We start from the raw sequence: 24,812 nt of genomic DNA on the forward strand, positions 1-24,812 counted from the left end.
TCATGAAATTAAATTTAAGGTTGCAACAGCAATACGGTCGCGCGCGCGGTGCCGGGGTGCTTACGTATCGATTACGCCGATGATTGCCTCTCGCGCGTGCAGATCGAGTTGATAGCCGTAGCGGTTCACCGTCTCCACGTTCGCATGCGCGCCGTGCGACGCGAGTTTGCGCCGCAGACGCGACACGACGAGGTTCACGCTCGACGGCTCGACGTCGGCTTTGTCGGGCCACGCATAGCGAATCAGTTGCTCGCGCGCGACGGGCGCGCCCGCATGGCGCAGCAGACACTCGACGAGCAGATACTCGCGCGTGGTGAGCGGCACGCGCCGCATGCCCTCCACGAGATCGCGCGTGGACGGGTCGAGGCGCACGAGCGGCGCGCTCGCGTGAACGAGCGCGCCGCGGCGCAGCGCGAGCATGCGCTCCTGAATCTCGATGATGGACCAGGGCTGCACGAAGCACGCATCGGCACCCGCGCGCAGCAGGCGCGCGCAGTCCGCGGGGGTCGCGCGCGCGAGCGCAACGACGATCGCCGGCGCGTCGGGCAAACGCGTGAAGGCCGCGAGCGCGCTGGCGATGCCGACGTGCGCCTCGGGCGCGGCAGCGCAGAGGAACGCCGTATCGAACGGCTCCTGCGACGCGAGATAGACGGCGTACTCGACGTTATCGGCAACCTCGACGCTGTTCAGGCTCTCGCTCAACGCCTTGTAGAGGTAACTTCGCTCGGCGGCCGAGGACGAGCACAGCAGGAGTCTCATCGTTTACGGGCCCGCGTGGCCGTGGCGCGCTTGATGCGTCCAGCAGTCGATCGTGACGAGCGTCCCTGGGTTCGCCGCGCCGATGGCAAGGCGAAAGTCGTGCAGCCGCACGATCGCCGAGACGATGCCGAGCCCGAGACCGGTGCCCGGGAGGTGGCGGGTGCGCTCGCTGCGATAGAAGCGCCCCAGCACCGCGGCGCGTTCGCCGGGCGCGATGCCGGGTCCGTTGTCGGCGATGGCGAGCTGCGGTCCGCGCGAGCCCGCGCGCAACTCGACCTGCACCGCGCCGCCGCGCGGCGCGAACTTGATGGCGTTGTCGAGCAGATTGCTCAGCGCTTCGAAGAGCAGCGCGCGGTCGGCGTGAATGGGTTCGACCGGCGCGACGGCGGCGTGCATGTCGATGGCTTTTTCCTCGGCAAGCGGGGCATAGAGTTCGCATAGCTCGCGCACGAGATCGGCCAGGGCCACGCTCGCAAAACCGCGGCGGCGATCGATGGCGCCGATCTCCGAAATGCGCAGGAGTGCAGAGAAACGGCCGAGCACGGCATCGGCCTCCCCTCGCGCACCAACCAGCACGCCGGCGAGCACCGCCTCGCCGCGCTGCTCCATCGCTTCGGCGGCGTGTGAGAGGCGCAGGCGCAAGCGCGTGAGCGGTGTGCGCAGATCGTGGGCAATGCCGTCGCAGGCGCTCTTCACCTCGCCCATCAGGCGCTCGACTTCGTCGAGCATGCGGTTCACGAGATGCGCGAGCATGTCGAGTTCGTCGCGCCCGGCGACCGGCAGCCGCATCGCGAGGTCGCCGTTCGCGATGCGTCGCGTGGCGCGCTTGATCTGGGCGACGCGCCGGATCTGCCGCATGCTCAGCACGAGTCCGGCGCACAGGCTGCCGGTGAGACACAGGAGACCGCCGCCGATCAACGCCTTCATCAGTTCGTCATGAACGTGGCGCACGTCGGAAAGCGTGCGCGCGACGACGAGGCGTGCGCCATCGGCGCGAATCTCGCCCATGGCGCGCAGGGACGATCTCGCGGAGCCGGGATCGAGCGCGAAGGTCTGGCCGCGCGTGTGCTCGTGCGACTGGCCGTAGTGTCCGAGCGCCAGACCCGTGGGTATCACGCGGATATCGCCGGCGAGCCAGCGCCCGTCCGGCGCGAACAGGCCGTAGAAGTTGTCGCGCCGGTCGGGGCGTGCGAGGCGCGCGTCGATGGCGCCGGCGAGGCTCGCGTCGCTGCGCGAATCGAAGTAGCGCAGTTGCCAGCGCAGGCCGCTGTCGGTCTCGCGCATCATCGCGCACGTCACCGAGTATTCGATCACGCCGAGCAGCGCCATGAATGCGAGCGAGAAGATCGCTGCGTAAGCGGTGAACCAGCGGAACGTGGTCGTCTGCCAGTGGTCGCTGCCCATGTCCCGCACGTCCGGCGCCGCCCGCGACGACGCCGGAACGAACAGGCCACGCCCGAGCGCCACCCAGGCGGGCAGGTTCATCGCGCGCCTCGCATGCGGGGCCCCGAGTCGGGCAAGGCCGGCACGCGTGCGCGCGGTGCTTTCTCGCAGACTGACATGGCTACCCCCGATGGCAATGAATGGCCGGCTCGACGACTCACTGGCGAACCCACGAACGCGGATGCGCTCGTGCCTGGCCATCATAGTGGCGGGCCCCCGACACAACGGCATCACGGCAATGAAGAGCGCGTCATCTTCTTACTGGCATGTGACGCGGACCTGTCGATTTGTCAATTCGTGCGTACGCGAGTTCTCGCGTCACGCGCGCGTGGGGCAGATGAACCTTCTGTCATCCGGCTGAGCCGGATCCAGCGTCGGCAGCTCCTTATCCTCGAATCCGCTTTTTCGCGCGTTCGCGCTTTGTTATTTCGTTGCGGGTTCATCAAAAGGAGGATGCATCATGAAGTCATGGCTGAAGTTCGTATGGGTGCCGTTTGTGGGAGCGTTGAGCGTGAGCGCGGTCGCCGCGCCGCATCTCACGCAACAGGAATGCCACAGCTACCCGTTCGTCAAACCGGCCCACGAGGTCACGCATGCGGATCTGATACGGGAACTCGGTGAACTCGAGGCGGTAGGTTACGAACCGAACTCGGACGACAACACCTATCCCGCCGATATCGAAGCCGCCCAGCAGCGTCTCGCCGATCAGTACCGCAGCGATTGCCTGCCGCAGCACACCGCGGCCGCGGTGACCTTTCCCGCGAATTCGGACTGAGATCGGGAAGCGCTCGGCGGGCCGTAGGTCACCGATGGATTTTGTGCAGTGCACCTTGTCAGGCTGGCGCGCGGCTTTTCGTGCCCGCGGCGGGTCGCGCCCAGGTGGACCTTCGCCGGCTCCCATATCTGGTGACCTGAGTTGGGTAACCGGAAATGGGAGGAACGGTTCGTCCACATTGGTCAACGAGTGCCCTTTTCCAGGTCGCTCGCCCCCGTGACCTGGATCGAGCGGGAGTCCGGGGCCGGCAGAGCGCCTTATGGTGGAGATCCACTGGCTTCGTAGTCATTCAGTTGCTCCCATAGGCAGTTACCTTTGATCCAGGAACGGCACCATAGGCGGAGACCATTCAAAGGTTTTTCTTGATGATTCAATGGCTTGATCCAATATCTAAAAGTCGATTCTCATGAAGAGGGGGCTTAGGTAGTGGTCTATGGTGCCCGCAAAGCGTTGGTAGACGGGCTAGGTAACCAGGAATGGGGTTACGGAGGTTGGTGACCACTCACATGCGTTAAGGTCCCCGGTTTTGGGAGACGTCTTTCTCATCGAACGCGTGTTTCAGTGTTTACCTTTTACGCTTTAACAACTTTAGTAAACCTTTAGGCGCCGCAAACCGTTACCAGGCAAGGCTTTGCGGCCGATTTGGTGGCGCGTTATGGGATTTGCGGTCCCGGGTATGGGAGTTTCGGGTTGTGGATATGGGACTTCGGTAGCCGGGCATGGGGTTTACGGGTTGTGGATATGGGGGGAAGGTCGCCCGCTATGGGAAAAGGAGCGATTTTGCCTTCAGGTCACGGTCTATGGGAGTCGGTGAAGGTCGCCGCTTATGGGATGAGGTGCCCTTCCCGACTGCGTTCAAGAGGTCTCCTTGGCTCGGTTCAGGTAACCGTTTTTGGGAATTCCCTTGGGTAACCGGATATGGTGGCTTGTCGGGAGAGGAATCCCGGTGCAATCGAGCACCGAATTGGCTCCCCCGCATGAATCCTTGCACGCGGAGAAGCTCGCTGGAGCCAGGTAACAGCCTATGGGATCCGGTATAGGTCACCGGTTATGGGAGCAAGCGCTGATTCCCAGACCTCCGGCGCCGACTTTTGCCTCCGCATGGGTAGCCATTTGTGGGAGCCGGTTCAGGTCACCATTTATGGGCGTCATGAGCGTGTTGAGGCTTGGCTGACCCGCTTGGGGCGACAACCTGGATAGCAACGCGAAAAATCCCATGGACGGCTACCTGTGGAGCCTACATTCACAGAGTGAGTACTCACATTAGACCCAAAGGTCACTGCCTATGGGATGGGTTTCAGCGCCCGGCGATGCAAAGGTCACCAGTTATGGGTTCATGAGCGGGGTCTGTTCTGAGTGCCCAGGACGGGTTCCCGGTAGCCATCGGGGCACAGAATCGCCGGCTGTCAATGCTCTTCGCCTGTGGGTGTCGTGCCGCGTCACGATTGCGTTTGCGGCCTTGAGTCACCTGGTCGCTTGGTATACAGTTACCAACCGACCAGGTTCCCTTTTATCGTGGTTCATATGGCAAGAAAAAAGGCCGAAGCCGGCGACGCCGACAAACAAGGTGCACTCGTATTCCAGCAAGGCCAGCCGCCTGATCTGTTCCGCAAGGCCGTTCCGGCGATTCATATCGCACCGAAGTCCGGATCGATCAGCCTGCAACAGCGCAAGATGTTCAGCTCGCTGATCAAGAACGCCATTCGCCAGGATTCCCTCGACCGCGGCCGCTCGTCGTTCGAGATCACAATCTCCGCCCTCTCCCAGGACGTCGATCTGAACAGTAACAACACTGAGTACGTCAAGGAAACGATCAACTCGCTCATCAGCACGGTCGTCAACTGGGACTACCTCACGCAGGACAAACGCAGCATCTGGAAGGCCTCCGGTTTGCTCGCCGGCGCCGAACTCGAGCGATCGGTATTGCGCTACACCTTCTCCGAGCAGATTCGCGGCGAACTGCTCAATCCTGAAATCTACGCGATGATCGATATGCGCATCACGCGTCAGTTCAGGAAGGCGCATTCGCTCGCGCTGTGGGAGAACGTCGTTCGCTACGAGGCCGTGGGTGTGACGGCGCGCTTTCCGCTCGCGACGCTGCGCGACCTGATCCTTGGGCAGGATACTTCGGCGCAATCGTACAAGCTCTACAAGCAGTTCAAGAGCCGAGTGCTGGTGCCCTGCATCAAGGAAGTCAACGAGATATCGGATCACAATTTCGAGCTCATCGAGCACAAGGTGGGACGCTCGGTCGTCGCCCTGCAGTTCCGTGTGACCCGCAAGCCGGAGACCGATCCGTCCCAGGAACTGCGGGCAAACGAAACGCTGCTGATCGGCGAGATGTCGAAGTTCAGCATCCCGGTTTCCGAGGCACGGCGCCTGCTCAAGCAATACGGCGAGGACAAGATTCGCACAGCGGTGGCTTATACCGCGGCGCGGGTGGCGCAGAAAAACGCAGCGCCGCTCGCCAACGTGGCGGCGTATTTCCGCAAGGCGCTGACCGAGGGCTACGAGTTGCCCGGTGCGAATGCCGCCTCGCCCGCCGCCGACGCTGGCCGCGCGCGAGAAAGTCAGGATCAGGTGAAGGACCGCTATATCGCCGCGAAGATCAACGAGGCGCGCGCCTACTTCAATGAGCTCGAGTACGACGACCAGACTGCGCTGATCAAGCGCTACAACGAGACGGTCGGCATGGACAAGCTCAAGGTGTCGACGGCGAAGGTGCCGAGCAAGATGGCGTCGACGAACTTCTTCCGTTGGGTGGTGCTGGACACCTGGGGCCAACCGACTGCTGCCGATCTGCTCGAATTCCTGTTGAGCGGACAACAGGCGCCCGCTGGGGGCGAAGGCCTGCAGGCTGCGGAAATCGATCTGGCGTTGAAAGCGCGGGACGAGTGAAAGCGATCGAAGAAACGGGACGGCGGCTTCGGCCGCCGTTTTTTTTGTGCGATTCGCTGTGAGGACACACGGGCCGCGGGCAAGGAAATTTGGCTAAATATAACGACGTAGAAATCGTAGATAAATATATATTCCGATTCTTCTGCTTGTTAGACAGGCTGGATTTCTTCGTGGTGGGCCCGGCTTCGACTGCTTGAGTGCCGCGGAGTGATATTCGTGATTCGTCTCGGCTCGCAGCGGCTGCTGATGCCGCTTGGTTACTTGGTGCTGTTCGCGTTGATCTCCACGTGGAGAGTCGCTGCTTTAAACAATCCAGAATGTACAGGTTCGCAGACGCATTCGTAGTGGACAGTATTCGCTTGCTGTCACAACCCAGCCGTCCATCCTTGATACCAGTTACTCACGCGCTAGCATTTTTCTCGAATGGCGATTGATGAATCTCCACGTGGAGATTCGCTGGATACCCGTACAGGCTGGATCGTTTCTGGCTCATCCACAGCGCACTCACAGCGAGGGGAAAATCGAGGTCAAGCCGATGACTCTCCACGTGGAGATTTGCTCAATGCCCCTTCAACGCCCCTCCGCGGGAAAATACTGCTCCGGCGCTTCCTCCCAATTCAAACCTTCTCCATCCCCACCGTCACAAGCGCATTACACGGCTATGCAAAGATGCCGTGTCTAATTGATCTACGAGCACGCGGTCTCCGTATCCTCGATGGCAGCAGTCTGCGATCTCCACGTGGAGATCGGCTTCCACCGTCGTTGAAATATCGCAATCCAGTCAATCCGCCCGCTCGCCAACCTTCTCCGGTGCGTCCAATCCTTATCCGTTCGGCCAATTGGTTGTGAACTGACAACGTCTGAGGCGGAAATCCTAGAATTTACTTTAAGTTGCCATTAGACTCTCGAATGACTTGCTGGAGTCTCCACGTGGAGAGTGCGCCTCGGAGGCTCGTCCGCTATTGAACAATTGCATGGAGAAACGAATGGGTCTCGTGATAGCCGTAGCGAACCAAAAAGGTGGGGTTGGCAAAACCACCACCAGCATGAATCTGGCTGGGGCATTTCAGGCTGAAGGCTATAAGGTCTATGTCGCCGATGCCGATGGTCAGCAATCTTGCATGAGTTGGTGTGCAGCGGCAGGTCCCGAAACGCCTCTGCCGTTCCGCGTCGGCAGCATTCACAAGCTGGAGAAGATGATTGGGCCGGAGATCGCCGCGTTGGCGAACGACTACGACGTCGTCATCGTCGACTGCCCGCCCAATATCAACGATCTGACTACCGCGCGCGTGCTTGCCGTCGCCGACGCCACTGTCATTCCGACGGATGCATCGCCAATCGACATCTGGAGTAGCGAAGGGATGATGGAGTTGGTCGAGCGAACCCGCGTGGCCAACCCGGCCGGAAAATTCGCAATTTTGCTGAATAAATCTAATTCGAAGACGCTCCTGCACACGCAGATGAGCGCCATCCTTGCCGAGAGCAACGTCCGCGTATTTTCGGCAACCATCAAACAGCGAGAGCTCTATCGCCAGACGGCAGCGCTCGGCCGCACCGTCTTCGATGTGCGCGGCGTGCGCGGGACGAAAGTCGCGAAGGACGAGATCAGCGCCGTCTACAACGAGATCATCGCGCTGGTTCAGGATGAAGAAGAGGAGATGGTCGATGGCCGCTAAGCTGAATTTCACCAGCAAGGTCCGCGCAGGCATGGCTGCCGAGCGCGTTTCGGCTGGCGAGCGTCTCGCCGAAGCCGATGTCGTCAATATCGCGCAGCGCGACGCGGGCGCGCCCAACGTCGCGGACACACCGGCCGACCAGCCTGCCGAAGTCATCGAGGCACCGCTTTCGCTGCATGCGGTCCGAAAGATTTCGGTCGAAGATGTCGTCTCCAATCCCTACAATCCGCGCGCGTTCTATAGCGCGGAGACGATCGACGAACTGGCCGAAAGCTTTGCCACGCAAGGGCAGATCACGCCGATCCTGGTCACGAGACTCGCGGCGTTTCCCGGCCAATATGTGATCGTCGACGGCGAGCGGCGTATTCGCGCTGCGCGTTCGCGCGGTGACAAGTTCATCGACGCCGATGTCCGCGAGGGTCTCGACAACCAGAACCTGTACCTGCGCGCCTATCACGCCAACAAGGAGCGCGAGGAGCAGACGGTATTCGACGATGCGCTCGCGTGGAAGAAACTGCTCGACGATCGTGTCTACGTCGACCAGATCGAGTTGGGAGTGGCCGTAGGCGAAGATCCGAAGCACATCAGCAAGGTGATCGCGCTCACGTCGCTGCCGCCTTATCTGCTGCAGAGGATGGCGCAGAATCGCAAGGATGTCGGACTCGGACACGCCTACAACATCAAGCTGATCTTCGACCGGGCGGGCGCAACGGTCGCCGAGCATTGGCTTCAACAGGTAGTCGAAGGGAAGGCGAGCGTGCGCAAGCTCGAGGCGGCGGCCTCGGCGGAAGCGGGTGCGCGCAGCGTCGGGCCGCGCCGTACGCACTACCAGTCCCGCGTCCAGTTCAACCGACCGGACGGCGTCGCGCTCGGCGAACTGAAGCTGTTCGGCGACGGGCGCGCGGAGTTGAGCCTGAAGGGCATCGCGCCTTCCGATCAGCAACGTCTGGCCGAGCGCGTGAAGGCGGTCATCGAGCAGTGGGCTTCGGAAATGGATACGACCGGGACGGCGGCCTGAGCATCGCGAGCGTCGGCTAACGGCAGCAGGGGAGGGCGTCGTCAGACGCCCTTTTTTGTTGTAGCGGCGACGCCGGCCGTACGCAAGCCACCACCGGGGTCGAATCCGTGAAACAGAAGAGAAAAAATACGGGATCAGGCATACTGATTTAAAATCAAAGGGTTAGATAGAGTTTTCTAGAATGTTTCACGAAACATGTTAGCTGAGACAGGCTTAAATTGCGCTTTTTGGATTTTCCGTCGTGGCGATATCCGCGCCAGGCGAAAAACGTAGCAAACAAGACGTAATTTGTAGTGCATTACAATCCACAAGATTGTGAGCGATTGACAACGCCAGCCTCCCAGGTCATCCTTAATAAGATGAACTGCCGCCTTTTCACGATTGCGCTGATTATTAGCACCATTCAACGAATGGTGGGTTAGCGTACGTCTGGCAGCAGTGACAACAACCCGCCCCAAGAGGCGGGTTTTTTGTTTCCGCCTCCTGGCCAAAACGAAAGTGAGTACAGGAGCCGTCATGCAGGTGCATCAAAGCCACCCCACCGCCGAAGCAAACGAAGCCACCGAAGTCGCCGCAGCCACCGATTCCGCTCAGCCTCGTCGCGACGAAAACGACTATCTCCGCAAGATTCTCACAGCGCGTGTGTACGACGCCGCCCGCGAGACCGAACTCGAGCGCGCCCCGAACCTCTCGGCGCGCCTGCGCAACGCCGTGTTCCTCAAGCGCGAGGACAACCAGCCGGTGTTCTCCTTCAAGCTGCGCGGCGCCTACAACAAGATGGCGCACCTCACGCCCGCGCAGCTCGAACGCGGCGTGATCACCGCCTCGGCGGGCAATCACGCGCAGGGCGTGGCGCTTTCGGCGGCAAAGCTCGGTGTGAAGGCCGTGATCTGCGTGCCGGTGACCACGCCGCAGGTGAAGGTCGATGCGGTGCGCGCCCACGGCGGCGCGACCGTCGAGGTCGTGCAGGCCGGCGAGTCGTACAGCGACGCCTACGCCCACGCCGTGCGCCTGCAGGAAGAACGCGGCCTGACCTTCGTGCATCCGTTCGACGATCCCCACGTGATCGCCGGCCAGGGCACCGTGGCGATGGAAGTGCTGAGCCAGCATCAGGCCCCGATTCATGCGATCTTCGTGCCGATTGGCGGCGGCGGACTGGCCGCGGGCGTGGCGGCGTACGTGAAAGCCGTGCGCCCGGAGATCAAGGTGATCGGTGTGCAGACCGACGATTCCTGCGCGATGGCGCAGTCGATCGAGGCGGGCAAGCGCGTGGAACTCACCGAAGTCGGCCTGTTCTCCGACGGCACGGCCGTCAAGCTCGTGGGCGAGGAAACCTTCCGCCTGTGCCAGCAGTATCTCGACGAAGTGCTCACGGTCGATACCGACGCGCTTTGCGCCGCGATCAAGGACGTCTTCCAGGACACGCGCAGCGTGCTCGAACCCGCAGGCGCACTGGCCGTGGCGGGCGCAAAGCAGTACGCGGAACGCGAGGGCATCGAGGGGCAGACGCTGGTGGCGATCACCTCGGGCGCGAACATGAACTTCGACCGCATGCGCTTCGTGGCCGAGCGCGCCGAGGTGGGCGAGGCGCGCGAAGCGGTGTTCGCCGTGACGATCCCCGAGGAGCGCGGCAGCTTCAAGCGCTTCTGCGAGCTGGTCGGCACGCGCAGCGTGACCGAGTTCAACTACCGCATCGACGACGCCGAGCGCGCGCACATCTTCGTGGGCGTGCAGATCCGCAACCGCGGCGAGTCGCAGCAGATCGCGAAGACCTTCGTCGATCACGGCTTTCCGAGCGTCGATCTCACGGGCGACGAGCTGTCGAAGCAGCACATCCGCTACATGGTGGGCGGTCGCTCGCCGCTCGCGCACGACGAACGCCTGTTCCGCTTCGAGTTTCCGGAGCGGCCGGGCGCGCTCATGCGCTTTCTTTCGTCGATGGCGCCGAACTGGAACATCAGCCTGTTCCACTACCGCAACCAGGGCGCCGACTACAGCTCGATTCTGGTGGGCATCCAGGTGCCCGCCGCCGAAGACGCCGAGTTCCGCCGCTTCCTCGCCACGCTCGGTTATCCGCACTGGGAAGAGACGAGTAACCCGGCGTATCGGTTGTTCCTGCAATGAAATAGTCAGTCGTCCCACCAATCGGGACGCCTGCATCTGTAGCGCATAAAGAGCAGAAAGAGTGCAGGAAAACACCAGGCCCCGCAGCAGTGCGCGTCAGTATACTGAGCCACTGCTGCCGGGCGTGGTCGCCTCGGGAAGAATGGGCGCCGTGCGTCGGACTCACCTGGAGGAAGACAAACATGTTGCGCATCGCTCTTGGCTGTCTGATGGCTCTTTCCACGATCGTCGCCGGCGCGCTGCCCGGCGTGGCGCACGCGGATGCGGCGCATCCCGTCGTCGCGCTGCTGCCCGGCGTCACTGATCCCTTCTACTTCACGATGCATCGCGGCGCCGAGCGCGCGGCGAAGGAAGAAAACATCCAGTTGCTGTTCCAGGTTCCGAAGGCCTGGAACACCACGGAACAGGTGCCGATCCTCAAGGCGTTCATCGCCAAGCATCCCGACGTGCTGCTCGTCTCGCCCGTCGACAAGCAGCAGCTCATCGGCCCGCTCAAGGAAGCCGCCGACGCCGGCATCAAGGTCATCACCGTCGACACCTATATCGGCGACGGCCATTATCAAACCGGCAAGGGCGACGCCGACTTCCCGCTCTCCTATGTCGCTTCGGACAACCTGGAAGGCGGCCACGTGGCGGCGCGCGCGCTCGCCAAGGCGATCGGCGACAAGGGCACCGTCTATTGCGAGAACAACAAGCCCGGCATCTCCAGTACCGACGCGCGCGCGCAAGGTTTCATGGAAGAGATGAAGAAGCACCCCAACATCAAGGTGCTGGAGACCCAGTACAACGAGGACGACGCCAATCGCGCCGCCTCGCACGTGGCGGCAGTGCTCGCGCGCAATCCCGACCTCGCGGGCGTCTTCGGCGCCAACACGTTTTCGGGCGCAGGTGCGGCGCAAGGCGTGAAGAACGCGGGCAAGCAGGGCGTGGTGAAGGTCGTCGTGTTCGACGCCGTGCCGGGCATCGACGAGCAGATCAGAAGCGGCCTCGTCGACATCGCCATTGCGCAGCTTCCCGACGAGATGGGCTATGACGCCGTGAAGTTCGCCGCCGACGCCATCCACGGCAAGAAGATTCCCACCTACAAGGGCACGGGCTTCGTGGTGCTGGACAAGTCGAACATCGACAAGCCGGAGATGAAGCAGTACATCTACTCGAACTAAGCCACGCGAACAGAGCCACATGAACGACAAACGACTCGACAGGCTCGCGCTCGTCAGCAAGGTCTGGCCGTGGCTCTTTCTCGGCACGCTGCTCGTCTTCTTCGAGGCGTGGGCGCGCATCTCGGCGCATCGGTCGTTCGTCTTCAACGCGTACAACCTGCAGTCGATCGGGCTCGCGGCGAGTGCGCCGCTCCTGCTCGCCATCGGTCAGACTTTCGTGATCATCACCGCGGGCATCGACCTTTCGGTGGGCTTCGTGATGGGGCTCGCTGCGGTGTGCGTCGCACAGTTCACGATTCCCGGCGGCGCATCGCCGTGGATTCTGCTGCTGTCGATTCCGCTCACGGTGCTCGTATGCCTGATTCCAGGCTTCGTGAACGGCGTGTTGATCGCGCGCCTCGGTGTGCCCGCTTTCATCGGCACGCTCGGCATGTACGGCGTCGCGCGCGGCGTGGGCTTTCTCGCTGCGGGCAGCGGCATGACCGTCTCCGTCAACAATCCCGGGCTCGCGTGGCTCGGCAGCGGCTGGACGCCCGTGATCCTCACGGGCGTGCTGCTCGTCATCATGCACTTCGTGCTCTCGCAAACACGCTTCGGCCAGTATACCTATGCGATAGGCGGCAATCCGCAATCGGCGGTGCGCGCGGGCATCAACGTGCGCCGTCATCTGTTCGCGATCTATCTGATCGCGGCGGCTTTCGCGGCGGTGGGCGGCATCGTTTACACGGCGCGCTTTGCCGCGGGCGCGGCCAATGCGGGCGAGCCCATGCTGCTCGATTCGATCGCGGCGGTCGTGATCGGCGGCGCGAGTCTCTTTGGCGGCACCGGCAATGTCATCGGCACGCTGATCGGCGCGCTCATCATCGCTGTGATCGAATTCGGGCTCGTGTTCATCGACGTCAACGCGTTCTGGCAATTCATCGTGGTCGGCATCGTCATCATTCTTTCGGTGCTGATCGACCAGTACAAGGATCGGCTCGGAGGCGCGCAATGAGCGGTGATAGCGCCACGCCGATTCTGGAGGCGCGTGAGGTCTCGATCCGCTTTGGCGGCGTCGAGGCGCTCAAGCGCGTGTCGTTGCGGCTCATGCCGGGCGAGGTGCTTGCGCTCGCGGGCGACAACGGCGCGGGCAAGTCCACGCTCATCAAGATTCTCTCTGGCGTGTATCGCGCCGATGCGGGCGATCTGCATTTCGAAGGGCGTCCGCTCCAGCTGCGCGATCCGCAGGATGCGCGCTCGCAGGGCATCGAAACCATTTATCAGGATCTCGCGCTCGCCGACAATCTCGATGTGGGCAGCAACATCTTCCTCGGCCGCGAACCCGTGCGACGGCTACTCGGCTTCCAGGTGATCGACCGGCCGCACATGGCGCGGGTGGCGCGCGAAGTGCTCGAGCGGCTCGATATCGTGATTCCGCCGCGCAAGCTCACGGGCCCCGTGAAAATGCTCTCGGGCGGCCAGCGCCAGGCCATTGCGATAGGCCGCGCGATTTACTGGAACGCGCGCGTGCTCATCATGGACGAGCCCACCGCGGCGCTCGGTGTGCCCGAGCAACGCAAGGTGATGGAGTTGATCCGCGGGCTCAAGGCGCAGGGCGTGGCCGTGATTCTCATCTCGCACAACCTGCACGATATTTTTGCCGTGGCGGAGCGCATCGTCGTGCTGCGGCGCGGCGAAGTGGCGGGCGAGCGGCGCGTGGTCGACACCGACGGCGACGAGATCGTGCGGCTGATGGTAGGCGACACGTATTCGAACGGCGCGCACTGAAACCTGGCGTGGTGCGTTCGCCTGCGCGGTGCGGGCATTCGATGGACAATGTCGGCTCGAACCCTCACCGCATGCCTGTTTCCACCATGAACTACCTCGATCCCGCCGACATCACGAGCTGGCACGCCCACGTCTATTTCGACGCGGCGACGCGCGACGCCGCATGGACCTTGCGCGAGGCGATCGATGCCCGCTTCGGCGAGATCGTGCAGATCGGGCGCTTTCACGAGCGCCCGGTCGGGCCGCATCCGATGTGGTCGTATCAGCTCGCCATTGCGCGCGAGCATTTCACGACGGTCGTCGAATGGCTCACGCTCAATCACGGCGCGCTCGACGTGTTCGTGCATCCGAACACCACCGATGCCCTGCGCGATCATCGCGACGCCGCCGTGTGGATCGGCCATTCGCACACGCTCAATCTCGGCGCGCTCGGCGGCTGATCGCTCCGTGGATTGCGCCGGCCCGTAGCCTGCGGCACGGCGCAATCCTCGACATGCCCGCGGGCCTCAGTGCCCGAACGACTCTGTCTTTGCCGCCGACGATCCGCTCGTCTGCGGCCGCGCGGCCTGCTTGATGAGCAGTGCCGCGCCGGCAATCAGACCGGCGACGGCAACCGTCGCGAAGATGCCTGCAAACGTGAAGTGCCGGCGCGCGAGTTCGGCGACGAGGAACGAGCCCGCAATGCCGCCGAAGCGCCCGATGCCGAGCATCCAGGCCACGCCGGTGCCGCGCCCCTGGGTGGGATAGAACGCGGCGGCGAGCGCGGGCATCGACGATTGCGCCGTGTTCATCAGCACGCCGGCGACGAACACCACGAGCACGAGCAGGGCCACGTTGCCGGCCGCCTGGCCGATGAGCCACACCGAAAGCGCGGTGAGCACGTAGCACGCGGCGATGATGCGGTTCGCGTTGAAGCGGTCCATCAGCATGCCGCTCAGCACGGCGCCCACGCCGCCGAGCGGGAAGAGCGCCGAAATCAGCGTGGCGCTCGAGGCCGTGAGGCCGGAGTCCTTGAGCAGGAGCGGCATCCAGTTGATCGACGCGTAGAAAATCACGAGCCCCATGAAATACGCGATCCACAGCATCACCGAGCCGACGAGGTACATCGGCGAAAGCACGACGCCGAGCCCCTTGCCTTGCGTCTGCGGGGCGTGCTCCGTCATCGTGAACGCCTGCGCCTTGGCGGCGTCGGGCGAGATGCGGGCAAGCGCGGCGCGAATCCGCTCGACGGGCCGCTGGTTCGCCACCATGTAGCGCACCGATTCCGGCATGCGCAGGAAGAGCGGCACGGCAAGCACGAGCGGCGTCACGCCGCCGAGCATGAGCACGCTGCGCCAGCCGAAGTGCGGAATCATCCACGCCGCGAGAAAGCCGCCGCAGGCCGCGCCGAGCGGAAAGCCGCAGAACATCAGATTGATCACGGTGGCGCGGTTCCGGTCGGGGCAGAACTCGCCCATCATCGTGACCGCGTTCGGCATGGCGGCGCCGAGACCCACGCCCGTAATGAAGCGCAGCCACGTGAGCTCGCCGATGCTGGTGGAGAACGCCGAAACGAGGCAGGTCACGCCGAACAGCAGCACCGAGCCGACCAGCATGGAGCGGCGCCCGACGCGGTCGGAGAGCGGCCCTGACACGAGCGCGCCGCAAGCGAGGCCGAAGAGCGCCGCACTCAGCACGGGCGCGAGCGCGGGCTTGGGGATGCCCCATTCGCCGAGCAGCGAAGGCGCGATGAAGCCGATCGCGGCGGTGTCGAAACCGTCGAGCAGGACGATCACGAAGCACATCGCGAAGATGAACCACTGGAACGGCGAAAACGGATGTTCGTTGATGAAGGTTTGGACGTCGACGGCACGCGGCTGGTCCATGGTTTTGTCTCCTGTCGACCGAGGTTGTCGTTGTATCGGCCCGCCGTGGCGAGCTGCTTTTTCTGGTTTGCCTTACAACCCGGAATAGTAACCGCAGCGCGGCGTTTGCTGGAGATCATCAGCGGGCGTGGCAGGCGGCCGTCTGCTAGCCTGAATGCAGCACGGCGAGCACGCGCGTGCTGCAGCGTGTCGCGTTGCGCGACAAGGAGTGCCAGATGAAGCCTTTCTTCGCCCACGCGGCTATGCCGTGCCTCATGGCAAGCGCGATGCTGGCAGGTGCGCCCAGCCAGGTTTTTGCGCAGCTCGCGCCGAATGACGACCTGCGTACGCCGCAAAATAGCCTCGCGCTCATGCCGGGCGCCCAGCCCGGTAGCGAATACCCGACCCATGGCAATCGCCAGGCCGGCGAGATGCCGGTCGGCCCCACCGATCCGCGCGGGCAACTCGCGAACGGCCACCCGAACAACGCCGAGGCGGGCGGCTACGGCGCGCCGTTGGCGGGCGTGCGCTCGGGTGGGCAAAGCGGCGCGGGCATGTAGGGGACGGCCCGCTTCAGGTCCGCTCGGGTTGCCAGGCAAGCTGGGCTTCGAGCGTTTCGCCGGGAGCGAGCACGGTGCCGCCCACGTCGATGCGCTGCACGGTGCCTTCGTGACGCAGATTGAGCCAGTCCGTCGTGTTGCTGACGGGTTCCGCGCAGAAGTACGGCAGGCCGGGCGGGCAGAAGACCACGAAGAAGTCGAGTGGTGTGCTCGCGCGCAGCGCGAGGCGACGGCCTTCGTGCGGCCACTCGATGACCGCCTCGCGGCGCCAGCCGGAGAAGTTGTTGTCGAGATCGAAGTCGTCGACGAGCAGGCCGGCCTGCAGGGCGTCGACGGCCGGGTGGGTGCTGAGCGAGACCGGCAGGACCTCCGTGTCGATTTCCCACATGGCGCGCACGCGCGCGGCGATGCGCGTGCCGGGCGGGCGCGGATAGTACGGGTGATGGCCCAGGCCGAACGGCATGGGCCGCGCGGCCAGGTTGCGAGCCCACAGGCGCACGGTGAGGCCGCTGGCGTCGAGCGTGAGGTGCTGGCGCGCTTCGTAGCGAAACGGCCAGCCTGTACCGACATGTGAATTGGCCTTGCGCGATCCGTGGGATCCGTGCGCCCCATGTGGGTCGTTCGGCTCGTGCAGGAAGTGCAGCGTGAGCGTATCGGCCGTTTGCGCCTCGACCGTCCAGGGCCGCCGCCATGCGTGGCCATGCAGCGCGTGGCGCAGCGCGCCGGTGCCGCTCGGTAAGTCGATCATCTCGCCTTCGAAGCGGAATCGCCCGTCGCGGATGCGGTTGCAGTACGGCATCAGCGGAAAGCTCGCCATGCCGAGCGGATCGCGCGCGTCGATGGCGGCGCGCGTGGCGGGGCGCAGCCAGTGTGACGCCGGGTTCTGGCCGGCGGCGTCGTAGAACGCGGCGATCGAGCCGCCGACGTGCGGCGCGACGAGCGCGCGCGCGTCGCCATGAGCGAGCGTGACGAGCTGGCCGTCGTCGAGCGCGGCGGCGTCGAAGGCGATCTCCGGGGGCGGCGAGGGTGTCGGTCGGGCAGTCAAATGAGCGTTCTCCAGTGCATCGTTTTATTACTAATAAACGATAATATAGGCGTTGAAATCGCTGATGATGACGTCAAAAAATGGTGACATACGCCAATTGATGGCCAAAATTATTAGTGCTACGCTTCGGGCCAACAGCGCGGCCCCGAGCGCGCGCCGCCGCGCCGCGCAGCCCTCCCGCAGTCCCCCCTCAGATCCGATGAAAAAATCGACGCAACGCCGCCCGACCATGACCGACATCGCGAAGGCCGCAGGCGTGTCGCAATCGACGGTTTCCCTCGTGCTCAACGGCGCGGTCGGCGCCAAGCTTTCCGAAGCGACGCGCCTGAAAGTGCACGAAGTCGCGCAGTCGCTTGGCTACCAGTTGCCGATCCGCGCGGTGCAGACGCCCGCCCCCGCAGGCGAGCGCAATCTCATCGTCTATCTCGCCGACGAAGTCTCGACGAGTCCGCATCCGGTCGTGAGCATCGACGGCGCGCGCGACGCCGCCTGGAACAATGGCTGTCTGCTCGCGGTGTTCTCGACACATGGCAACGCCCAGATGGAGCAGCAGGTGCTGCAAACGCTCGCCATGCCGAACGTGCTCGGCGTGATCTATGCGACCGTGTACACGCGCAAGGTCACGGTGCCGCCCGCGCTACTGAAGGTGCCGGCCGTGCTGCTCAACTGCTACGCGTCCGATCACGCACTCTCTTCGGTCGTGCCGGCCGAAGTGGCGGGCGGCCATACGGCCACCGAATATCTGATCGAAGCGGGGCACCGGCGCATCGGGTTCATCAACGGCGAAACCTGGCAGGACGCCGCGAAAGACCGCCTGAAGGGCTATCGCCAGGCGCTCGCGACCGCGGACCTGCTGTTCGACGAACGCCTCGTGCGCGACGGCGACTGGAGTTCGGGCAAGGGTTTCGAACTCACGCTCTCGCTCATGCGCGAGCCGAATCCGCCCACCGCGATCTTCTGCGCCAACGACCTGACGGCGATCGGCGCGATCGAAGCGCTCAAGCAACTCGGGCTGCGCGTGCCCGAAGACGTTTCGGTGATGGGCTACGACGACCAGGAAATCGCGCGCCACACCCACCCGCCGCTCACCACCGTCGTGCTGCCCAACTACGAGCTTGGGCGCTGGGCCGTCGAGACGCTGCTGCAGGAAGAGCAGAACCGCAGCGCCGGCGCGCCGGTGCGCCACCGCACCGTCAAGCTCGACGGGCCGCTCATCGAACGGAACTCGGTGTGCGCGCCGGACCCCGACTCCCCCGTGAATACCCTCATTAATATCTCTGAAAATTGACTGGTAATATTAGTTGAAGCAGTGGCCGTAATAATTTGGTGCGGCGCATCGTGCGTCGTGCTGGATGAATCAAGAAAGACAACAAGAACCGCGGTGGGGCCGAAGGCCAGCACCGCCGATGTCATTCATCGCTTTGCGTGGGACCGGAGTCCGTGCTGCCGCATGCGCTCTGGCCGACACAGGAGACAGCCATGCGTCATCAACGAATCCAGTCCGCCCTCATCGCCGCCGGTTTTTGCTTCGCGAGCGCGTTCGCCGCGAGCGCTCACGCGCAGTCCACTGCCGGCGCGCAGAAAGTCCAGTCGAATTCCAGCGAGAGCTGCACGAATCCCAAGCCGGGCGGCAAGAAGCTGAGCGACATGGTGGTGGGGTTCTCGCAGTCGGAGAATGAACAGAACCCGTTCCGGGCGACCGAAACCGCCTCGGTTCGCGCAGCGGCGAAGGAAGCGGGCGTAAAGCGTCTCCTGTATACGAACGCGAACGCCAACCAGGCGAAGCAGGTCGCCGACATCGAAAGCATGATCAACCAGGGCGCCGAGGCGCTCATCATTGCGCCCAACGACTCCACGGGCCTGCAGCCCGCGCTCGCCCAGGCGCGCGCGAAGGGCATCCCCGTCGTGACGATCGACCGGCAGACGGCGGGCACGGTGTGCGACGACTTCATCACGTTCCTCGGCTCCGACTTCTACAAGCAGGGCGAGCGCGCGGCGAAGGCGCTGGCCGACGCCACGGGCGGCAACGCGATCATCGCCGAGATCCAGGGCGGCTACGGCAACACGGTGGAAAGCCAGCGCACGGACGGCTTTGCGAACGGCCTCAAGCCCTATCCCGGCATGAAGATCATCGCGGCGCAAACCGCGAACTGGTCGACGACCGAAGCGCAGAAGGTGATGGAGCAGATCCTGCTCGCGCACCCGGACGTCAACGCCGTCTACACCCACGCCGACACGATGACGGTCGGCGCGATCAAGGCGCTGCGCCAGGCCGGCAAGCTCAACGGCGTGAAGATCGTTTCGATCGACGGCACGAAGGAGATCGTCACGGATATCTCGAACGGCATCGTCGCCGCCGACGTCGAAACCAACCCGCGCTTCGGTCCGCTCGCCTTCAAGTCGCTGGAAGACTATCTCGCGGGCAAGCCGGTGCCGCAAAAGCAGATCATGGACGACGCGCTGTTCGACCGGAACAACGCGCAGCCGTCGCTCGCGCAGGGCAAGGTCTACTGAGCCGCGTCCGCACGATGACGACGAGCGCTCCCGCCGATCGCACCGGTCGCCCCGGTTCCGCCACGGCCGCGCCGCGCGCCGTGCTCGAAACGCACGGCGTGTCGAAGACCTTCGGCGTGGTGCGCGCGCTGCGCGACGTCTCGCTCACGCTGCGCGCGGGCGAGGTGCACGGCCTCGTGGGCGAGAACGGCGCGGGCAAGTCCACGCTGATCAAGGTCCTCACCGGCTTTCATCAGCCCGACTCGGGTGCGCTCACGCTCGACGGCGCGGACGTCGCGTTCGACAGTCCGCGCGCGGCGCAGGGCGCGGGCGTGTGCGCCGTGTATCAGGAGATCAACCTGATCCCGGAGCGCAGCGTCGCCGACAACATCTTTCTGTGTCACGAACCGAAACGCTTCGGCATCCTGATCGACAGGAAGCGCATGCTCGAGCGCGCCGCCGACATCGTGCAGCGCTACCGGCTCGCGGTCGATCCGGCCGCGCGTCTGGGTTCGCTCGGGCTCGGCGCGCAGCAGATGGTGGCGATTGCGCGCGGCGTTTCGCTGGGCGCGCGCGTGCTGATTCTCGACGAGCCGACTTCGGCCCTGAGCGGCGCGGAGGTGGACGTGCTGTTCGAAGTCGTCGATCGCCTGCGTGCCGAGGGCATTGCGCTGCTGTTCGTGAGCCACCGGCTTTCCGAATGCTACCGGCTGTGCGATCGCTTCACGGTGATGCGCGACGGCGCCGTGGTCCGCACGGGTACGCCTGCAGAACTGCCGCGCGCGGCATTGATCGCGGCCATGCTGGGCCGCGAGAGCGCGGGCCAGCACGCGTGGGCTGAACGCTCGGGCAGCGCCGATGCGGACGCCGATGCCACGCCTGCGCTCGCCGTCGACCATTTGCAGTGGGGCAACCGCGTGCGCGACGTGTCGCTGCGCGTGGCCCGCAGTGAGATCGTCGGCCTGGCCGGCCTGCTCGGCTCGGGCCGCACGGAAACGTTCAAGACGATCTTCGGCGCGCAGAAGGCCGATGGCGGCGCGGTCGATATCGCGGGCCGCGCGCTCGCGCATGCAAACCCGGCGCGCTCGATCGGACGCGGCCTCGCCTTCCTGTCCGAAGACCGCCGCGCGGAAGGCATCTTTCCGCGTCTGTCGGTGCGCGAGAACATTGTCGCGAGCCTGCTGCCGCGCATTTCGCGCTTCGGCTTCATCTCGCGTGCGAAGGAAGCGCAAGTGGTGCGGGAGGCGATCGAGCGGCTCGGCATCAAGACGGCGGGCCCCGGCGCACTCATCACGACGCTTTCGGGCGGCAATCAGCAAAAGGCGCTGATCGCGCGCTGCCTTTCGACACGCCCGACGGTGCTGCTGCTCGACGATCCCACGCGCGGCATCGACGTCGGCGCGAAGGAGGAGGTGCATCGCGTCGTGCAGGAACTTGCGCAGGAGGGGCTCGCGGTAGTGGTCACATCGTCGGAGATGGAGGAGCTGCTTGCACTGACCGACCGCCTCGTCGTGCTCAACGAAGGCGCGACCGAGGGCGGCATGCCGACCGCCGGCGCGCACCCCGACGACGTGCTCGCCGTACTGGCCGGTGCCGGATCCGGCGACAGCGCCGACCACGGCGGCGGCACCGCGTGAGCACCCCTGCGCCAAACCCGCCACAATCCACGACAACCGTTCCGATGGCGACCAACCTTGAATCGAACGAGGCAAGCTTGAGCCCCTCGAATCCTTCGAATTCCTCGAACCGTTCCGTCTCGCCCGCGTCCGGCGCGGCGGCGCGTGCGCAGACCTGGCGCACCGTGCTGCGCGAACACAGCGTGTACTTTGCGCTCGCCGCGCTCGTCGCGTTCAATCTCGCCGTCACGCCTGGCTTCTCGAATCCCTTCGCGGCGCGCAGCCTGCTGTTCGAGGCGGCGCCGATCGTGTTGATCGCGCTGGGCCAGAATCTCGCGATCGCGACGCGCGGCATCGATCTCTCAGTGGGATCGGTGATGGCGCTCGCCAGCGCGTCGATTGCCGTGTTCCTGCCGTATGGCGTGGGCCCGGCGCTCGTGGGCGCAGTCGCGGTGGGCGCCGTCGCCGGCTTGTGCAACGGGTTCCTCGTGGCGCTGCTCGCCATCGATCCGCTGATCTCGAGCCTCGCCTTGCTGGTCGCCGCGCGCGGGCTCGCGCAGGCGCTGCTGGGCGGCTCGCGCGTGAATCTGCCCGACACGCCCGCGTTCGATCTGCTCGGCGCCGGCGCGCTCGGCCCGCTGCCCATCGTCATGCTGATCGCGCTCGGGCTCGCGGTGCTGGTGGCGTTCGTGGTGCGGCGCACGACCTTCGGGCGCTATGCGATTCTCGTGGGCGCGAGCCGCGGCGCCGCGTTTCTCGCGGGCATTCCGGTGCGGCGCACGCTCTTTCTCGTCTATGCAGTGAGCGGCACGCTTGCCGGACTCGCCGGCGTGTTCGCGTCGTCGCGGCTTGGCGCGGCGGATCCCAACTATGTCGGTGTGAACTTCGAACTCGATGCGATTGCCGCCTCGGTCATCGGGGGCACGCCGCTTTCGGGCGGGCGCATCTCGATCGTCGGTGCGGTGTTCGGCGTGCTGCTGCTGCAGGTGCTCGACGCGAGCTTCATCATGAACAACATCAGCTTCACTTACGCGCAGATCCTCAAGGCGGTGTTCATCGTCGTCGCGCTGTATCTGCAACGCTCGGGAGGCTGACGCGATGCAAGAGGCCCAACCAGTGGACGCTCAAACCGCCGCCGCGCCCGGTGCCAATCGGCGCGCGCAAGTGATCGCGCTCGTGCAGTCGCGCGGGGCGATCGCGATGCTCGTGGTCGTCGCGCTCGTGGCCGGCATGGTGTTTCCCGACTTCCTGCGCCCCGCGAACCTCGCGGACATCGCCTCGAACGGCGCGTTTCTCGGGCTCGTCGCTGTGGGGCAGAGCATCGTCATCATCCTGGGCGGCTTCGATCTCTCGGTCGGGTCGATGGTCGGACTCGGCACGGTGCTGGCCGCCTATGCCGCGCCCTACGGATGGGGCGCCGCGATGCTCGCGCCCGTGGCGGCGGGTTTCGTCGTCGGTCTGGTGAACGGCGTGCTGATCGCCCGTGCGCGCATGGCGCCGTTCATCGTCACGCTTGCAGCGCTGCTTGGGCTCAAGGGGCTCGCGCTCGTGCTCGCGAGCCAGGATCTGCTGATCGCCAATCCGGGTTTCTTCGCGCGCATCGCCAATGGCTCGGTGTTCGGCGTCAACAATCTCATCTGGGTGCTGGTGGTCGTCTATGCGCTCGGCGGCGCGCTGCTCAATCACACGCGCTTTGGCGCGGCGATCTTCGCGATCGGCGGCAACGAAGAGGCGGCGCGCATGCTGGGCGTGCGCGTGGAGCGCGTGAAGATACTCGCCTATGGATTGTCGGGCGCGCTCGCCGGGCTCTCGGGGGCGCTGCTGGCGTCGCACCTGGACTCGGGGTTGTCGGGGGCGGGGACCGGCTACGAACTGCAATCGATCGCCGCGGCCGTGATCGGCGGCGTGCTGCTCACGGGCGGCGTGGGAACGATGGCCGGACCGTTGGCCGGCGTGCTGCTGCTCGGTGTCATCGACAATGTGATCAATCAGGTCGGCACGCTGAGCCCGTACTATCAGAACCTGGCGAGCGGCGCATTCCTGCTCGCTGCGGTGATCGTGCAGACTGTCCTCACCGGCCGCCGGCATGGCGCCACGCGGGCTGCGGCGGGCGCGACGCGGCGGCGTGCGGCCGCGGGCTCTTAGCGGTCTCGAGCTGCGCGGTTGCGAACGCGCTAGGCTGATGGCGTGCCTATTGACGCGAAACGATCAGCTTCACGCGCGTCGAGCCATCGGTCTGCGCGGTGATCTCGGTGCGGCTGCCGCGCTGCCCCAGATAGAAGTGCTGGCGGCCGGGCGCGTTCACGTCGTGCGTTGCGTCGGGCAGGCACGAGGCAATGTCGGCGCCTACCCCTTCGAGCGCGTTCGTCCCCGATCCTGCGTCGCGCGCGCTCCAGACGCACTGAAAACTCCCGCCGCTCGTTTCGCACTGCGCGTCGTCGCCATAGGGTTGCGCGACGGCGCGTCCGTCGTCAGGACTCAGTGACGCGAAACCCTGCGGCGCCGCCGCGACAATGCGCTTTAACGCTGCACAGGGACTTGCGCTGTCGTCCGCATGCGCGGCCAGGGGGATGCCTGGTATGACAATCGCCGAGCAAAGCGCGAGGATCCGGGTGATCGGTGGGTTCATGGCGTTCCGCTGCGTGAGAGCAGCGCCTCATCGTGGCAGGTGAGGGCAGCGCTGCAAGCGGCGTGCCGGGAATAGCCCTTGCAGGGTCGCGTCGGACTACGCATCACGAGGAGAACGCCATGAGGGAGCCGTTCGATCGCATGATGAAAGCGGGCGCATTGCTGGCTGGTCTGAGCTTCGCGATGGCGAGCAGCGGCGAATCGCGCAACGAGCAGGAACATGCCTGCCGCGGCGATGCGTTCCGCTTCTGCGCGAGAGCGATTCCGAACAAGAAAAAGATCGAGGCGTGCATGAAGCAGCACTACGATGAGCTATCGCCGCCGTGCAAGGCGCTGTTCGACCCGCCGACGACAGACGATCCGAAGTCATGAGCGCGAATGCCGCTCAGTGAAAAGAGGCGCGTTGCGCCTCTTTTCACTTGAGACGATGGAAAAGGGCTTGCGGACTCGCGATCGGGGCGCTAAGATTCGCCCCCTTCGCAGTTCGATGTCTCTGACGTCCGGCAGCGAGGGCCGCCGCGGAAACCGGTGGGCGCAGGAGTCAGCAGCTTTTTTAAGCGGTGAGCGAAAAAAAGGGGTTGACGAAGCGAAAAGGATTCTTCATAATCTCGTTTCTCTGCTGCTGACGCAGCAACGCAGAAAGAAGCCGGTAGTTGAGCAGTTGTTTGAACGAAACTGCGCGGCAACTTCGCGATCGATCTTTAAAAATTTACAGCCGATAAGTGTGGGCGCTTGATGCGGTGGCGACCTGATGTGGTTCTTCGGAGCGAAATCAGGAGCAGCAAAAGTATCAAGAGTCTCACACTAAAGTAAGTCAGGTTTTTGAAGCAATTCAAATTCCTGTCAGCTTTGAGTGAGCGACCGGTTCTTAACCGAACCGAAAACAGTAACAGGTATTGAACTGAAGAGTTTGATCCTGGCTCAGATTGAACGCTGGCGGCATGCCTTACACATGCAAGTCGAACGGCAGCACGGGTGCTTGCACCTGGTGGCGAGTGGCGAA

At 64.3% G+C, this 24,812-nt stretch carries 22 protein-coding genes and 1 rRNA gene; 18 read left to right on the top strand and 5 right to left on the bottom strand.

Annotated features, from left to right (window positions below; genetic code table 11):
* Positions 1–60: 60 nt before the first annotated feature.
* Positions 61–759 carry a winged-helix domain-containing protein gene (locus AB4Y35_RS26845; RefSeq protein WP_368706718.1) on the bottom strand — a complete coding sequence of 233 codons (699 nt, stop codon included), beginning with the start codon at positions 757–759 and terminating at the stop codon, positions 61–63.
* Between the two features lie 3 nt (positions 760–762).
* Positions 763–2,163, bottom strand: coding sequence for a sensor histidine kinase (locus tag AB4Y35_RS26850; RefSeq protein WP_368706771.1), 1,401 nt, complete (start codon positions 2,161–2,163; stop codon positions 763–765).
* A gap of 499 nt (positions 2,164–2,662) precedes the next feature.
* Between AB4Y35_RS26850 and AB4Y35_RS26855 the strand changes: the two genes are divergently transcribed.
* From AB4Y35_RS26855 to AB4Y35_RS26895, 9 genes are all read left to right on the top strand, one after another.
* A complete protein-coding gene (locus AB4Y35_RS26855; protein ID WP_368706719.1) occupies positions 2,663–2,977 on the top strand; it encodes a DUF4148 domain-containing protein in 315 nt (104 codons plus the stop codon).
* Positions 2,978–4,501: 1,524 nt separating this feature from the next.
* On the top strand, positions 4,502–5,875 hold the full coding sequence (locus AB4Y35_RS26860; protein WP_368688749.1) for a replication initiation protein: 1,374 nt from the start codon (positions 4,502–4,504) through the stop codon (positions 5,873–5,875).
* A 986-nt stretch (positions 5,876–6,861) separates the two neighbouring features.
* Complete coding sequence (parA, locus tag AB4Y35_RS26865; RefSeq protein ID WP_342924965.1) at positions 6,862–7,551, top strand: ParA family partition ATPase; 690 nt, start codon at positions 6,862–6,864, stop codon at positions 7,549–7,551.
* A complete protein-coding gene (locus tag AB4Y35_RS26870) occupies positions 7,541–8,569 on the top strand; it encodes a ParB/RepB/Spo0J family partition protein (RefSeq protein ID WP_368706720.1) in 1,029 nt (342 codons plus the stop codon). Before parA ends, AB4Y35_RS26870 begins: the two co-directional genes overlap by 11 nt.
* A 516-nt stretch (positions 8,570–9,085) precedes the next feature.
* Positions 9,086–10,693 (top strand): threonine ammonia-lyase, biosynthetic, encoded by a 1,608-nt coding sequence (gene ilvA, locus AB4Y35_RS26875; RefSeq protein WP_368706721.1) that lies wholly within the window; start codon positions 9,086–9,088, stop codon positions 10,691–10,693.
* Between the two features lie 182 nt (positions 10,694–10,875).
* Entirely contained in the window at positions 10,876–11,856 is a 981-nt protein-coding gene (locus AB4Y35_RS26880) for an ABC transporter substrate-binding protein (RefSeq protein ID WP_205965728.1), read from the top strand.
* Positions 11,857–11,875: 19 nt separating this feature from the next.
* Entirely contained in the window at positions 11,876–12,850 is a 975-nt protein-coding gene (locus tag AB4Y35_RS26885; protein WP_368706722.1) for a ribose ABC transporter, read from the top strand.
* Complete coding sequence (locus tag AB4Y35_RS26890) at positions 12,847–13,623, top strand: ATP-binding cassette domain-containing protein (RefSeq protein ID WP_368706723.1); 777 nt, start codon at positions 12,847–12,849, stop codon at positions 13,621–13,623. The genes AB4Y35_RS26885 and AB4Y35_RS26890 overlap by 4 nt, the downstream gene beginning before the upstream one ends.
* An 86-nt stretch (positions 13,624–13,709) precedes the next feature.
* Entirely contained in the window at positions 13,710–14,063 is a 354-nt protein-coding gene (locus AB4Y35_RS26895; protein ID WP_368689069.1) for a DOPA 4,5-dioxygenase family protein, read from the top strand.
* Between the two features lie 66 nt (positions 14,064–14,129).
* On the opposite strand, the gene AB4Y35_RS26900 is transcribed toward AB4Y35_RS26895, so the two are convergent.
* Positions 14,130–15,488, bottom strand: a complete 1,359-nt coding sequence (locus tag AB4Y35_RS26900) for an MFS transporter (protein ID WP_368706724.1) — start codon at positions 15,486–15,488, stop codon at positions 14,130–14,132.
* 254 nt (positions 15,489–15,742) lie between these two features.
* On the opposite strand from AB4Y35_RS26900, the gene AB4Y35_RS26905 reads away from it, so the two are divergent.
* Positions 15,743–16,027: a hypothetical protein gene (locus tag AB4Y35_RS26905; protein WP_256095113.1), complete on the top strand. Its 285-nt coding sequence runs from the start codon at positions 15,743–15,745 to the stop codon at positions 16,025–16,027.
* A 13-nt stretch (positions 16,028–16,040) separates the two neighbouring features.
* On the opposite strand, the gene AB4Y35_RS26910 is transcribed toward AB4Y35_RS26905, so the two are convergent.
* Positions 16,041–17,072, bottom strand: a complete 1,032-nt coding sequence (locus tag AB4Y35_RS26910) for an aldose 1-epimerase (RefSeq protein ID WP_368706725.1) — start codon at positions 17,070–17,072, stop codon at positions 16,041–16,043.
* A 199-nt stretch (positions 17,073–17,271) separates the two neighbouring features.
* On the opposite strand from AB4Y35_RS26910, the gene AB4Y35_RS26915 reads away from it, so the two are divergent.
* The 5 genes from AB4Y35_RS26915 (at position 17,272) to AB4Y35_RS26935 (ending at position 23,326) form a co-directional block, all read left to right on the top strand.
* Entirely contained in the window at positions 17,272–18,360 is a 1,089-nt protein-coding gene (locus tag AB4Y35_RS26915; protein ID WP_368706726.1) for a LacI family DNA-binding transcriptional regulator, read from the top strand.
* 191 nt (positions 18,361–18,551) lie between these two features.
* Positions 18,552–19,586, top strand: a complete 1,035-nt coding sequence (locus AB4Y35_RS26920; RefSeq protein WP_368706727.1) for an ABC transporter substrate-binding protein — start codon at positions 18,552–18,554, stop codon at positions 19,584–19,586.
* A gap of 14 nt (positions 19,587–19,600) precedes the next feature.
* Positions 19,601–21,202: a sugar ABC transporter ATP-binding protein gene (locus AB4Y35_RS26925; protein ID WP_368706728.1), complete on the top strand. Its 1,602-nt coding sequence runs from the start codon at positions 19,601–19,603 to the stop codon at positions 21,200–21,202.
* A gap of 44 nt (positions 21,203–21,246) precedes the next feature.
* Entirely contained in the window at positions 21,247–22,275 is a 1,029-nt protein-coding gene (locus AB4Y35_RS26930; RefSeq protein WP_368688740.1) for an ABC transporter permease, read from the top strand.
* A 4-nt stretch (positions 22,276–22,279) separates the two neighbouring features.
* Complete coding sequence (locus AB4Y35_RS26935; protein WP_368706729.1) at positions 22,280–23,326, top strand: ABC transporter permease; 1,047 nt, start codon at positions 22,280–22,282, stop codon at positions 23,324–23,326.
* Between the two features lie 46 nt (positions 23,327–23,372).
* Here the strand turns inward: AB4Y35_RS26935 and AB4Y35_RS26940 are convergent, their stop codons facing one another.
* The gene (locus tag AB4Y35_RS26940; protein WP_368706730.1) at positions 23,373–23,810 is read right to left on the bottom strand and encodes a hypothetical protein; all 438 of its coding nucleotides are present in this window, start codon (positions 23,808–23,810) and stop codon (positions 23,373–23,375) included.
* A 140-nt stretch (positions 23,811–23,950) separates the two neighbouring features.
* Between AB4Y35_RS26940 and AB4Y35_RS26945 the strand changes: the two genes are divergently transcribed.
* The 3 genes from AB4Y35_RS26945 to AB4Y35_RS26955 form a co-directional block, all read left to right on the top strand.
* Positions 23,951–24,181, top strand: coding sequence for a hypothetical protein (locus AB4Y35_RS26945; RefSeq protein WP_368694523.1), 231 nt, complete (start codon positions 23,951–23,953; stop codon positions 24,179–24,181).
* A 115-nt stretch (positions 24,182–24,296) separates the two neighbouring features.
* Positions 24,297–24,545, top strand: a complete 249-nt coding sequence (locus AB4Y35_RS26950) for a hypothetical protein (protein WP_368706731.1) — start codon at positions 24,297–24,299, stop codon at positions 24,543–24,545.
* Positions 24,546–24,707: 162 nt separating this feature from the next.
* Positions 24,708–24,812 (top strand): 16S ribosomal RNA (locus AB4Y35_RS26955); the annotation flags it as partial.

Origin of the sequence: Paraburkholderia sp. EG286A (genome assembly GCF_040965375.1) — a bacterium.
GTDB lineage: Bacteria > Pseudomonadota > Gammaproteobacteria > Burkholderiales > Burkholderiaceae > Paraburkholderia.

Excerpts from the sequence above, each read along its gene's own strand:
- AB4Y35_RS26845 (WP_368706718.1), bottom strand. The coding sequence starts at position 759 with ATGAGACTCCTGCTGTGCTCGTCCTCGGCCGCCGAGCGAAGTTACCTC.
- AB4Y35_RS26850 (WP_368706771.1), bottom strand. The coding sequence starts at position 2,163 with ATGGGCAGCGACCACTGGCAGACGACCACGTTCCGCTGGTTCACCGCT.
- AB4Y35_RS26855 (WP_368706719.1), top strand. The coding sequence starts at position 2,663 with ATGAAGTCATGGCTGAAGTTCGTATGGGTGCCGTTTGTGGGAGCGTTG.
- AB4Y35_RS26860 (WP_368688749.1), top strand. The coding sequence starts at position 4,502 with ATGGCAAGAAAAAAGGCCGAAGCCGGCGACGCCGACAAACAAGGTGCA.
- parA (WP_342924965.1), top strand. The coding sequence starts at position 6,862 with ATGGGTCTCGTGATAGCCGTAGCGAACCAAAAAGGTGGGGTTGGCAAA.
- AB4Y35_RS26870 (WP_368706720.1), top strand. The coding sequence starts at position 7,541 with ATGGCCGCTAAGCTGAATTTCACCAGCAAGGTCCGCGCAGGCATGGCT.
- ilvA (WP_368706721.1), top strand. The coding sequence starts at position 9,086 with ATGCAGGTGCATCAAAGCCACCCCACCGCCGAAGCAAACGAAGCCACC.
- AB4Y35_RS26880 (WP_205965728.1), top strand. The coding sequence starts at position 10,876 with ATGTTGCGCATCGCTCTTGGCTGTCTGATGGCTCTTTCCACGATCGTC.
- AB4Y35_RS26885 (WP_368706722.1), top strand. The coding sequence starts at position 11,876 with ATGAACGACAAACGACTCGACAGGCTCGCGCTCGTCAGCAAGGTCTGG.
- AB4Y35_RS26890 (WP_368706723.1), top strand. The coding sequence starts at position 12,847 with ATGAGCGGTGATAGCGCCACGCCGATTCTGGAGGCGCGTGAGGTCTCG.
- AB4Y35_RS26895 (WP_368689069.1), top strand. The coding sequence starts at position 13,710 with ATGAACTACCTCGATCCCGCCGACATCACGAGCTGGCACGCCCACGTC.
- AB4Y35_RS26900 (WP_368706724.1), bottom strand. The coding sequence starts at position 15,488 with ATGGACCAGCCGCGTGCCGTCGACGTCCAAACCTTCATCAACGAACAT.
- AB4Y35_RS26905 (WP_256095113.1), top strand. The coding sequence starts at position 15,743 with ATGGCAAGCGCGATGCTGGCAGGTGCGCCCAGCCAGGTTTTTGCGCAG.
- AB4Y35_RS26915 (WP_368706726.1), top strand. The coding sequence starts at position 17,272 with ATGAAAAAATCGACGCAACGCCGCCCGACCATGACCGACATCGCGAAG.
- AB4Y35_RS26920 (WP_368706727.1), top strand. The coding sequence starts at position 18,552 with ATGCGTCATCAACGAATCCAGTCCGCCCTCATCGCCGCCGGTTTTTGC.
- AB4Y35_RS26925 (WP_368706728.1), top strand. The coding sequence starts at position 19,601 with ATGACGACGAGCGCTCCCGCCGATCGCACCGGTCGCCCCGGTTCCGCC.
- AB4Y35_RS26930 (WP_368688740.1), top strand. The coding sequence starts at position 21,247 with ATGGCGACCAACCTTGAATCGAACGAGGCAAGCTTGAGCCCCTCGAAT.
- AB4Y35_RS26935 (WP_368706729.1), top strand. The coding sequence starts at position 22,280 with ATGCAAGAGGCCCAACCAGTGGACGCTCAAACCGCCGCCGCGCCCGGT.
- AB4Y35_RS26940 (WP_368706730.1), bottom strand. The coding sequence starts at position 23,810 with ATGAACCCACCGATCACCCGGATCCTCGCGCTTTGCTCGGCGATTGTC.
- AB4Y35_RS26945 (WP_368694523.1), top strand. The coding sequence starts at position 23,951 with ATGATGAAAGCGGGCGCATTGCTGGCTGGTCTGAGCTTCGCGATGGCG.
- AB4Y35_RS26950 (WP_368706731.1), top strand. The coding sequence starts at position 24,297 with ATGTCTCTGACGTCCGGCAGCGAGGGCCGCCGCGGAAACCGGTGGGCG.